Origin of the sequence: Riemerella anatipestifer, assembly GCF_009932355.1 — a bacterium.
Classification (GTDB): domain Bacteria; phylum Bacteroidota; class Bacteroidia; order Flavobacteriales; family Weeksellaceae; genus Riemerella; species Riemerella anatipestifer_E.
In genome coordinates, this window is sequence record NZ_LEKU01000022.1 from 105,380 (window position 1) to 116,755 (window position 11,376).

Below are 11,376 nucleotides of genomic sequence, written 5' to 3' on the forward strand. Positions count from 1 at the left end.
ATTTTATGAAAACAAAAATGACAAAATTAAGTGTATTCGCCTTTTTAGGCTTAGGCTTAGTGGCTTACGGACAACAAGGATTGTACGATGGTAAGGTAGGTATCAATACAGATACTCCTAACGCTACCTTGGAGATTAAAGGGAAATCTGCTAATACAGCTACGACTTTAGAAGGGCTAATTATTCCTAATGTGAGTAAAAATAAAGCTTTGCTAATGACAACTCACGCCAACCCTATGATTAAAGAATCTACGCTTATCTATGTAGATAACACTTTAGATTATACAGGCTCTGATGCTAAAGTAGCAGACATTACAGAAAAAGGCTATTACTACTGGAACGGCACGAAGTGGGTAAAGAATGGAGGAGGTTCTTCTGTAGGGGCTACTAATGGTCTTACTTTGGCTTCTGGTAATATTAAGCTAGGAGGTACACTTACGGAAGCGACGACTATTAACCAAAATAACAATGCTCTGACTTTTACTACAGGGGCTACAGGAAAGCTGAATGTAAATGGTAATTTCTATTTACAAAACAAAGTGTATGTAATACCTAATATTGATACAGACCCAACTAAAAATGGAGCCAATGGTTTAACTAATACTGCAAAATCGGGAACAAATCTTAGAAATTACGACGGAACAGGAGTTCCTGATTATTCAGAGCATGATTATATGATAGTTCTTACAAACGCAGGTATTAATGGTAACTTACAACTACCAAGTGCGTCAGCTAATCCAGGGAGAATTATTTATCTTATCAATGGGACAACTACGGGGTTAGGGTTTTCTAGTTCAGGTACTGAAGATGTTTATCCGTTTAATTTTGGGACACTAGCCACTCGTTCAGGAGTAGCTTTTGTAAGTACAGGTAAAACATGGTATCCTATCGGAAGATAATTTCCAGATTTAAAATGACAACTAATTTAAAATAATACTATAATGAAACTAAAATATATATTCGCTTTATGTTTTTTAGCGGGGGTTACAGCTTACGGTCAAGTAAAGACAAATCAAAAAATAACAGAAGAGGCTAGATCTAATGCTTTTTTAGATGCTTCAGAGAATACCGATGGACAGGCTACTAGTGTAGGTAAAGGGTTGTTGTTCCCACAGACTGACCTTTCTACTTTTAAACTAGATATTAATGCTGCTGATGGGGTTAACTATCCTACCTATTTTGATGGTATGATAGTGTATAATACTAAAGAGGGAGGCTCTACTACGGATACCAACATTCAAACCACAAATAACTTACAAAAAGGCTTTTACTATTTCTCTAACCCTACAGGCAAAACCAATGGTAACATTACCAATGGTAAATGGGTAAGGCTAAACGATGGTATTAGCCAAGAAGGACAAGAGTGGGTATATAATGAACAATTGAATGGTATTTTAGCAAAAAGAGCTAAAACACCTGTCTTTATAAATAACAACGGAAAAGTAGGAATAAATACTCATGAGACGGTTGGGCGACTAAACATCGGAGACAGCTTAGGTTTATCTTATTTTAAGAACTATATTCCTACAGGAGTAAATATTGCTGTTTCCTCAGAAACACTAAATGAAAGGAATTCCCCCAGTTTCGCTGCTGGTTTTGGAGTGCGTGTAATTGCTGATGATAAATTAACCGCTCTTGACTCTGTTGCTATAAATGGTAGTTATTTGATAACAGAAATTCCTGCCAATCGAACCATTAGTAGTAGTGGTGGTTGGATTACTGGTGCGTACATTGCAGCAGCAAACAGAAGCCAGTTTGCAGATTCAATAGCCCATATTTTTGGAGCTAGAGTTGATGCTTTCAATTTGTCCCCATCAAAAGTTAAATCTTTAGCAGGAATTATAATTAGAACAGCCTCTGCAGAAGGGGAAGAACAACCGGGGAGTGTGAAAAATAAATATGGGGTACTAATTGGTGATGTGAGGGATGGAGTTGATAACAACTACGCCCTCTATACTAATAAAGGAACTGTCCGTTTTGGGGATAAATTAGGAGTTGGAGTAAATAATCCAACTGAGATGGTAGAAGTAGCAGGTAAAGTAAAGGCAGCGGCTTTTATGGGGACTAATGGGGCAACCCTCTTCCCAGACTATGTATTTCAAAAGTATTATACAGGTACTTCTAGCCTAAAGGCAGATTATAACTTTAAAACCCTTAGCCAAGTAGAAGATTTTGTAAAAACTAATGGGCATTTACCAGGGTATCAATCTGCAGAAGCTATCAAAAAGCAAGGTTATATAGACCTTATGGAAACTCAATTGACTAATGTGGAGAAGATAGAAGAGTTGTATTTACACAGCATAGAGCAAGATAAAGCTTTAAAAGCAAAAGATGCAAAAATTGCTGAATTAGAAAATGAGTTGAAATCTCAAAAAGAAAACTTTGAGACTCGTTTGCAGAAACTAGAAACCTTATTGGTAAAGTAGTTTAATTATTCCTCATGATACTTATAGGTATCGTGAGGTATTTTTATCATCAAAGAAAATTATTATAAATCATTAAAAAGTAAAAATTATGCCAGTAAAATTTAAAGTAATAGAAAGAGGTCAGCCGGGCGTAAGCGGTGGCGGTGATAAAAAGTGGTACGCTACACCTGTAAGTAGTGGCGAAAAAACCCTAACCGACCTTACCAAAGACATAGAGAAAATCTCCACGGTAAGCGGAGCGGACATCAGAGCGGTACTCTACGCTTTAGTAGATGTGATGCAATCGTCCTTAGCTAATGGGCAGATTGTTCGTTTGGGAGAGTTGGGCAGTCTGCGAGTGAGTTTCAGTAGTGAGGGCAAAGCCACGGAGAAAGAAGTAACGGCTAGTGCCATTAAACAAGCTAAAGTGATTTTCACTCCCGCTAAAGGAATAAAAGATACCTTGGCTACTCTTACTTACGAGAAGGCTTAGTAATAACCCCTAAGCCCCCTTTAAAAAACCGATGCTTATAAGTTTTAGATTTTATAGGCATCGGATTTTTTTTAATAAGCATAAAATTTATAAACTGTCCTTTTTGTTATCTGTCTGTCCTTTTGGCTTGACCAAAAAGGACCAAAAAGTCAAAACTAGAAAACTGCGGCTAAAAATGAGGCGTCCATTCTAAAAGCCCTAGAACTCACGCCAAGGCTAAAGCCCTACGCTTGTTCAGACAATAGGTCTTTTTTAACGAATGGACGCCTCATTTTCTTAACGCCTCCGTTTCCTTAGGTCGGGATTGGAACGGTTATTATGTATGGTAGAGAATATTTGACCTCTAACCCCGACGGCGTTAAGAACCTCATTACTAAAGGTGTTAAAAAATACCCATTGTTTGAGCAAAGGTGTTGGCAAGGAGCGATGGAGCGAGTTTTGGGGATTTTAGCCTTTAGTAACGAGGTTTAGCCAAAGGAGTTACAGCCTTGATTTTTGCTTCTTTTGGCTTCGCCGAACCACTGCGTTAGGTTTCATCAAGGAAAAGAAGGTATAAAGTATATACTTATGTCCTTTTGTCTTGAAACAAAAGGACGAAAAATTCAAGAGCAAAGATTAGGTTTGCCTACGGCACGGGACAGCCCCTGCTATTTGGAAGCTATCGCTCCCAATACCGCTACGGGGGCTGTCCCTAAACTTACCTTTGCTCCGCAGAGCGTTGATAATAGCTAGAGGTTATAATTTAAAAGCGGTTTTAAAATGGTCTTTGGTGGCTAGCCGTTAAGAAACCTAACGCAGTGGTTCGGCGTAGGCAAAAGCACAAATAAAAAAGATGCTTATGAAATTCTAAAAACATAAGCATCTTTTTATAAAATGATAAGCATCAAAAAAAATTTGATGCTTATCGTTTTTTGTGTTAATCATCTTTTAATGAAAAAAGTGTCTCATTCCTGTGAATAGCATTGGGATATTATGCTCATTAGCCGCTTGTATACTTTCGTCATCTCGCATACTTCCACCAGGTTGTATAATGGCTTTTATACCTTCTTTAGCACAAGTATCTACCACATCTCTAAACGGAAAGAAAGCATCAGAAGCTAAAACTAAATCTCCACTAAATTTCTCTTTCGCTCGTTCTATGGCTTGTTGGGTAGCCCATATTCTATTTACTTGTCCACCGCCTACGCCTAAGGCTTGTGTGCCGTTGGTAACTACGATAGCATTAGATTTCACATACTTCACAATCCTTTGGGAGAAGAGTAGAGCCTTGGTTTGTTCTTCCGTTGGCTGAACTTCTGTAACCGTTTTTATATCATCAGAGAATTGGTCATCGGCGTTTTGTACCAACATTCCACCGTCTATTTTTACCCATACTTGGCGGTCAGATACAGGATTTTTAATCTTGATAATTCTTAGATTTTTCTTTTTAGACAATACTTCTAGGGCTTCAGCATCAAAATCTGTCGCCATTACAATCTCTAGGAAAGTCTTGTTGAGTTCTTCAGCCGTATCTTTATCCACCTTATAGTTCATTGCTACAATGCCTCCGAAGATGGAAACAGGGTCGCATTCAAATGCTTTTTTGTAAGTGTCTAAAGCGGTTTCTCCAATAGCAACACCACAAGGTGTAGAGTGCTTAACAGCACAACACGCTTTCTCATTTTTGAACTCATTAACCACCTTCCAGCATAAATCCATATCTCTTAGGTTGTTAAAAGAAAGTTCTTTACCACCTAATTGCTCAAAATCTTTCATTGCTCCATTTTCGGTAGTAGAAACATAATAAGCCGCCGACTGATGAGGGTTTTCGCCATATCTTAAATCGGCTACTTTTTGATACGAAGCATTAAGATACTCTGGGTATTCTTCCTCTAAAAGCATTTTAGAAATAGCAGCATCATAAGCCGAAGTTAAGTTAAACACCTTTCCAGCTAATGTTTTTCTGGTTTCTAAAGTTGTATCACCTGTTTCCGAAATTTCGGCTTTAACTTTAGCATAGTCCTTAACATCGGTAACCACAGTAACGGCATTAAAATTCTTAGCTGCCGAGCGAAGCATTGAGGGTCCACCAATGTCTATAAACTCTACCTTTTCGTCTAAAGAAATGTTTTTGTTAACATTTTCAAAGAAAGGGTAGAGGTTTACTATTACCATATCTATCAGCTCTATGCCGTGGTCTTTTACGGTACTCATATGCTCGGGATTAGAGCGTACGGCTAGAAGCCCTCCGTGTACTTTTGGGTGTAGCGTTTTTACCCTACCGTCTAGCATTTCTGGGAACTTTGTAACTTCATCTATCTGAATAGGAGAAAGTCCAGCTTCCTTTAAATGTTTAAATGTGCCTCCCGTAGAAATGAGTTGATAATTGTGTTGCTCCAAAAATGTGGCAAACTCTACAAGATTGGTCTTGTCTGATACGCTAATTAAAGCTCTTTTTTTCATTTTTACTTTTTATTATAATTGAATTTATTAAAACTTTATCTACATTTCTTTTTTCAAAAATTTACCTGTGATAGATTTTTTATTCTTTATAATTTCTTCTGGAGTACCTTCTGCCACAATGCTTCCTCCATTTTTACCCCCTTCTGGACCTACATCTATAATATGGTCGGCAAGTTTTATTACATCCATATTATGTTCAATAATGATAAAAGAGTTGCCCAAATCCACCAGTTTTTGGATAACCTCCATTAGTATCTTGACATCTTCAAAATGCAGCCCTGTGGTAGGTTCATCTAAAATATAAAGTGTTTTACCTGTTTGTTTTTTAGAAAGTTCTGTAGCCAATTTTACCCTTTGGGCTTCTCCGCCCGAAAGCGTAGTAGACTGTTGTCCTAAGGTAATATAACCTAAACCAACTTCTTGTAGCGTTTTCACCTTAGAATAGATTTTTGGGATTGGCTGAAAAAATTCTACAGCTTCGTCTATGGTCATATCTAGGACATCGGATATAGATTTACCCTTGTATCTTACCTCCAAAGTTTCTCTATTAAAGCGTTTGCCGTTGCAGGTTTCGCAATGCACATAGACATCAGGCAAGAAATTCATTTCAATCACTTTCAATCCACCTCCTTGACAAGTTTCGCAGCGTCCACCTTTAACATTAAACGAAAATCTCCCTGCCTTATAACCTCTGATTTTACTTTCTGGGAGGTTAGCAAATAGTGTTCGGATATCCGAAAATACACCTGTATAAGTAGCAGGATTAGAACGAGGCGTTCTACCGATTGGCGTTTGGTCTACATCTACTATTTTGTCTATATGCTCTATGCCCTCTATTTTTTTGTATGGTAGAGGCTCTTGCACGGCACGATAAAAATGTCGGTTAAGGATAGGGTAGAGTGTTCCGTTGATTAACGAGGATTTTCCACTTCCTGAAATCCCCGTAACCACTACCATTTTCCCTAAAGGAATTTTTAGGGTTACATTTTTAAGATTATTGCCCGTTGCTCCTTTGAGAACAATCGCATTACCGTTGCCTTCTCTTCTTTTTTCAGGGATTTCTATTTTTCTTCTTCCTGTGAGGTAGTCTGCTGTAATGGTATCAGCTTTTATTAAATCTTTTGGGCTGCCTTGCCACAATACTTTTCCGCCATATTTACCCGCTTTAGGTCCGATGTCTAGCACTTCATCGGCTTCCAAAATCATATCCTTATCGTGTTCCACCACAAGAACAGAGTTTCCTAAATCTCGTAAACTTTTTAAAGAGTTGATGAGCCTTTCGTTATCTCTCTGATGAAGCCCAATAGAAGGTTCGTCTAAAATATAAAGCACATTTACTAACTGCGAACCTATCTGAGTTGCCAAACGAATTCTTTGGGATTCGCCTCCAGAAAGGGTCTTGCTACTTCTGTTAAGGCTAAGATATTCTAGTCCTACATCTAGCAGAAAGCCCAAACGAGTTTCTATCTCTTTTAAAATTTCGTGGGCGATAATTTTGTTTTTTTCGCTAAAGCTATTTTTTATTTCCGAAAGCCAATCTTTTAAGTCTAATAAGCTCATCGCATTAACTTCAGCTATATTTTTACCTTCTATTTTAAAGGCTAAACTTTCGGGTTTTAATCTTGTTCCGTTACAGTCCGTACAAATTTCTTCTACAGTAAATTCTCGCTCCACTTGTGTAGCACCGTAGTTCTCCTTATCTTCTATAACTTTTTCTAAATGAGGAATTAACCCTTCAAAGTTAATTTTAGTCTTTTTGGAAATTCCTGCGTGTTTTAAATCTTTTACAAACTCTTTATCACAACCGTAATAGATGTAATCTAAGGCTTCTTTAGGAATTTTGTTAAATGGCGTTTGTAAACTAAGGTCAAACAATTCTAGAATGCTTTTAATTTGAGATAAAGCCCACTTACTAAATTTATAAGTTTCTAATGGTAATAGTGCCGACTGGAAGGGCAGGGAAGGCTCGGTAACCAGATAATCAGGATTGATTTTTTTTACCGTCCCCAAACCTTTACAATGAGGACAACTCCCTTTAGGAGAATTGAACGAAAAAGTATTTGGTTCTGGTAATGGTAAAGCCTGTCCTGTAGCGGTATCCATTAAATCTTTAGAAAAATACTGAAACTCTTCCGAATTATATTTTTGAACCATAACTACACCATCACCCATCTGCAAAGCTGTGGAAAGTGATTTTTGCATTCTAGCTTCAGATGCGGTTTCGCCTATAACCCAACGGTCTATAACTACTTCTATATCGTGGGTTTTGTATCGGTCTAGTTTAAGGTCGTATTCTATATCTTGCAAAGTGCCGTCTATTCTTGCTTGGGAATACCCTTTTTTGGCTAATTGCACAAAAAGCTCGTGATAATGCCCTTTTCTAGCCTTTACTAGCGGTGCTAGAAGCAAGACTTTTTCATTCTGATATTGTTCTTTGATGGTTTCTAAAATTTGCTCTTCGGTGTAGCTTTGTAGCTTTTTACCTGTTTCCAAAGAGTAAGCTGTGGAAACTCTAGCAAATAGAAGTCTGAGAAAATCATAAAGCTCTGTAACCGTCCCTACGGTAGAACGAGGGTTTTTATTAGTGGTTTTTTGTTCAATGGCGATAACAGGGGAGAGTCCTTCTATTTTATCGACATCGGGGCGTTCTAATCCGCCTAGAAACTGCCGAGCATAGGCAGAAAATGTTTCTATATAACGCCTTTGTCCTTCTGCAAAAATAGTATCAAATGCTAAAGAAGATTTCCCACTTCCTGATAGCCCTGTAATAACGACTAACTCGTTACGAGGAATTTTAACATCAATGTTTTTTAGGTTATGCTCTCTAGCACCATAGACCTCTATGAAATCTCTATTTTTCATCATTTTGCAAATTTAGTGATGAATTATGAAAGCTGAAAATAAAAATGAGTCCCAATATATCTAAAAATTGTCTTAGAATATATTGGGACTGTTTTCTTTTGACTTAAACCTCTTAAAAGTAAACTTTTACGCTTCTTTATTTTTCTTTTTTATTTCTTCTCCTATAATACTAGCTGTAGAGAAAGAGGTTACTAAATTATTTAGCATATCTCCAGCCGCATTGGGCGTGTTAGGAAGTAGGATAAGATTAGACTTATTGGTAGAACCAATGGACGAAAGCGTATCATAATGCTGAGTAACTACAATAAGCGCCGAAGCTTCTTGGGAGTTGATACCAACTTTGTTAAGCACATTTACAGATTCTTCTAATCCTTTAGCTATTTCTCTTCTTTGATCAGCAATCCCTTGTCCTTGTAGTCTTTTGCTTTCCGCTTCTGCTTTAGCTTTTTCTACAATAAGGATTCTTTGAGCATCACCTTCGTATTGAGCTGCTATTTTTTCTCTTTCTGAAGCGTTGATACGGTTCATTGCTTGTTTTACTTGTTCATCAGGGTCGATGTCTGTTACTAAGGTTTTAATGATGTCGTAACCATAGTCATTCATAGCCTCTTGTAATTCTGATTTTACGGCGATAGCAATATCATCTTTTTTCTCAAACACATCATCTAATCTAAGTTTAGGAACTTCTGCTCTTACCACATCAAAAATATAAGATGTAATCTGAGCGTGAGGATTATCTAGCTTATAGAAAGCATCATAAACCTTCTCCCCAATAACTAGATATTGCGTGGATACTTTTATTTTAACAAATACATCGTCTTTAGTTTTGGTTTCTACCACTACATCTAACTGCTGTATTTTTAAAGAAATTCTACCTGCGATTTGGTCGACAAAAGGTATTTTAAGGTGAAAACCAGGACCTCTTACGCTATGGAATTTCCCTAAGCGTTCTATTATAACTGATGTTTGTTGCTTTACAATGAACCAAAGTCCAAAAAAGCTAAGGAAAATAATTCCTATAAATAGAACGGCTCCCAAAGAACCCAAAATAAAACTAAATGTTGTTATCATAAACTTAATTTTTTCTACAAGTGTACCTAATTATCTTTTGTTGTATAAGTTTAAACCGATTTATTCTTCTTCTGTATGTCCGTACATATTATTGTACAGTTCTATAAATCTTTGTTTAATCATTTTTCGTTTTAGTTTTAGAGTAGGAGTAAGTAGTCCGCTGTCGATAGACCAAACTTCGGGCGTAAGCTCTATTTTCTTTATTTTTTCCCAATTTCCTAATTTTGTATTTAGATACTCTATTTCTTTTTCTATACGAGCCTTAAATTGAGGGTTTTTAGCAATTTCTTCAGGAGTTGTGCCAATATTGATGTTGTGTCTTTCTGCCCAATTTACAGCGAAGTGAAAGTCTGGCTGTACCAAAGCACAAGGCATTTTTTCACCTTCACCTACAACCATTATTTGCTCTATGAATTTGGAGGCTTTCGCCATATTTTCTATCATCTGAGGAGCGATGTATTTACCACCAGAAGTTTTAAACATCTCTTTTTTTCTGTCGGTAATGTGTAAAAATCCTTCATCATCTATATGTCCTATATCTCCAGTTTTAAAGTAGCCATCTTCTGTAAAAGCTTCTTGAGTTTTCTCATCATCTTTATAGTAACCTTTAGTAACCGAAGGACCTTTTACTGATATTTCACCGTCTCCTTGAATTTTAACATCTAAATTTGGAAGTACAGGACCCACAGTTCCTACTTTCATTTTATTGAATGTGTTTACTGCAATTACAGGGGAAGTTTCTGTAAGCCCATAACCTTCTAATATACTGATGCCTGCATTTTGGAACATTCGGTTAAGTCTAGGAGCTAAGGCTGCGGAACCAGAAATAAGAGTAACAATGTTTCCTCCCAAGCCTTCTCTCCATTTTTTAAATACGAGTTTATCGGCAATAATTTCTTTGAGTCCGCTAGGTTTACCAATCTCTTTTTTAGCTTTGTTAACACCTAATGCCCACAAGAAAATTTTAGATTTAATACCACCTGCACTTACGCCCTTATCGTAGATTTTATCGTACACTTTTTCTATAAGCCTAGGAACCACCGTCATATAATGAGGTTGAACTTCTTTGATATTTTCACCCATTTTATCTATACTTTCCGCAAAGTAGATAGATATGCCACTATTGATGTAGAAGTAAAATAACATTCGTTCAAAGATATGGCAGATAGGAAGGAAGCTAAGACTCTTTAAATTTGTATTTTGAGGTTTTTTCTCTGAAAGTATAGGTGTACAAGTTAGTACATTAGATACGATGTTTTGGTGAGTAAGCATAACTCCTTTAGGACGTCCTGTAGTTCCTGAAGTATAGATAATTGAAGCTAAATCATCAGTTTTAATTCCCTTTTTTAAATCTTCTACTTCTATCTGAGTAGCTTCGTCCTCTCCTAAGTCTAATATTTCAGTCCAGTTAGGAGCTCCTTCTACTTTGTCAAAGGTAAATATTCCCACTAAAGAAGGTACACTTGGCTGTACGGATAATAATTTTTGATATAGCTCTTCGTCAGATACAAAGCAATATTTTATTTCCGCATTATTAAAGATGTAAATGTAGTCTTCAACAGAAATAGTAGGGTATACAGGTACAGTAACGGCTCCTATTTGAGAAATTCCTAAATCCATCACTGCCCATTCTGTACGGTTATTAGTAGAGATTAAGGAAATTTTATCTCCTGGTTTTATTCCTAATTTTAGAAGTCCACGAGAAATTTTATTTCCCATGTTTATAAACTTAAGTGTGGAAGTCTTTTGCCAAACACCGTTGTACTTAGTGGTTAGCATATCTTCTTTTGGATGATTTTCTATGGCCTTATAAGCGAAATCAAATAACCTAGTTATCGACATATTTTTCTTTTTTCTGTGTTTAATTTTTCCAAATATAATATTTATTTAATAAAAACCAAAAATACTCTTTGAGTGTTTTAACCCGTTGTGCATTATGAAATGAAAAAAACAAGAGTTGTTTATTAGACTGAAAATCAGTATATTGTTTTTGCTATAAAACGATATAAATGAACAACATAGAGCAAATATATGAAAGAATTTTGGAAGTTTTAGGACTTTTTTCAGAAAATCAACTGATTAGTTATCAGAGAAGAACACCTA

Annotated in this window: 9 protein-coding genes and 1 pseudogene; 6 read left to right on the forward strand and 4 right to left on the reverse strand. The window is 36.5% G+C overall.

The annotated features are described in order from the left end of the window. Window positions 1-5 precede the first annotated feature (5 nt). From GXW81_RS10560 to GXW81_RS08565, 5 genes are all read left to right on the forward strand, one after another. The gene (locus tag GXW81_RS10560; protein ID WP_260393582.1) at window positions 6-899 is read left to right on the forward strand and encodes a hypothetical protein; all 894 of its coding nucleotides are present in this window, start codon (window positions 6-8) and stop codon (window positions 897-899) included. 42 nt (window positions 900-941) lie between these two features. Next, window positions 942-2,426, forward strand: a complete 1,485-nt coding sequence (locus GXW81_RS08550; protein WP_161531978.1) for a hypothetical protein — start codon at window positions 942-944, stop codon at window positions 2,424-2,426. A gap of 88 nt (window positions 2,427-2,514) precedes the next feature. Next, window positions 2,515-2,898, forward strand: coding sequence for an HU family DNA-binding protein (locus tag GXW81_RS08555; protein ID WP_161531979.1), 384 nt, complete (start codon window positions 2,515-2,517; stop codon window positions 2,896-2,898). Window positions 2,899-3,216: 318 nt separating this feature from the next. Beyond that, the gene (locus tag GXW81_RS08560; protein ID WP_161531980.1) at window positions 3,217-3,369 is read left to right on the forward strand and encodes a hypothetical protein; all 153 of its coding nucleotides are present in this window, start codon (window positions 3,217-3,219) and stop codon (window positions 3,367-3,369) included. A 96-nt stretch (window positions 3,370-3,465) separates the two neighbouring features. Beyond that, window positions 3,466-3,630, forward strand: coding sequence for a hypothetical protein (locus tag GXW81_RS08565; RefSeq protein ID WP_161531981.1), 165 nt, complete (start codon window positions 3,466-3,468; stop codon window positions 3,628-3,630). Between the two features lie 195 nt (window positions 3,631-3,825). Here GXW81_RS08565 and purH read toward each other — a convergent pair whose 3' ends face one another. From purH to GXW81_RS08585, 4 genes are all read right to left on the reverse strand, one after another. After that, the gene (purH, locus tag GXW81_RS08570; protein WP_161531982.1) at window positions 3,826-5,340 is read right to left on the reverse strand and encodes a bifunctional phosphoribosylaminoimidazolecarboxamide formyltransferase/IMP cyclohydrolase; all 1,515 of its coding nucleotides are present in this window, start codon (window positions 5,338-5,340) and stop codon (window positions 3,826-3,828) included. Window positions 5,341-5,379: 39 nt separating this feature from the next. Further along, the gene (gene uvrA, locus GXW81_RS08575; RefSeq protein ID WP_161531983.1) at window positions 5,380-8,205 is read right to left on the reverse strand and encodes an excinuclease ABC subunit UvrA; all 2,826 of its coding nucleotides are present in this window, start codon (window positions 8,203-8,205) and stop codon (window positions 5,380-5,382) included. Window positions 8,206-8,328: 123 nt separating this feature from the next. Further along, window positions 8,329-9,273, reverse strand: a complete 945-nt coding sequence (locus GXW81_RS08580) for an SPFH domain-containing protein (protein WP_064970959.1) — start codon at window positions 9,271-9,273, stop codon at window positions 8,329-8,331. 60 nt (window positions 9,274-9,333) lie between these two features. Then, entirely contained in the window at window positions 9,334-11,115 is a 1,782-nt protein-coding gene (locus GXW81_RS08585) for a long-chain fatty acid--CoA ligase (protein WP_161531984.1), read from the reverse strand. Between the two features lie 167 nt (window positions 11,116-11,282). On the opposite strand from GXW81_RS08585, the pseudogene GXW81_RS08590 reads away from it, so the two are divergent. Next, window positions 11,283-11,376 (forward strand): annotated as a pseudogene (locus tag GXW81_RS08590) (IS982 family transposase); the annotation flags it as partial.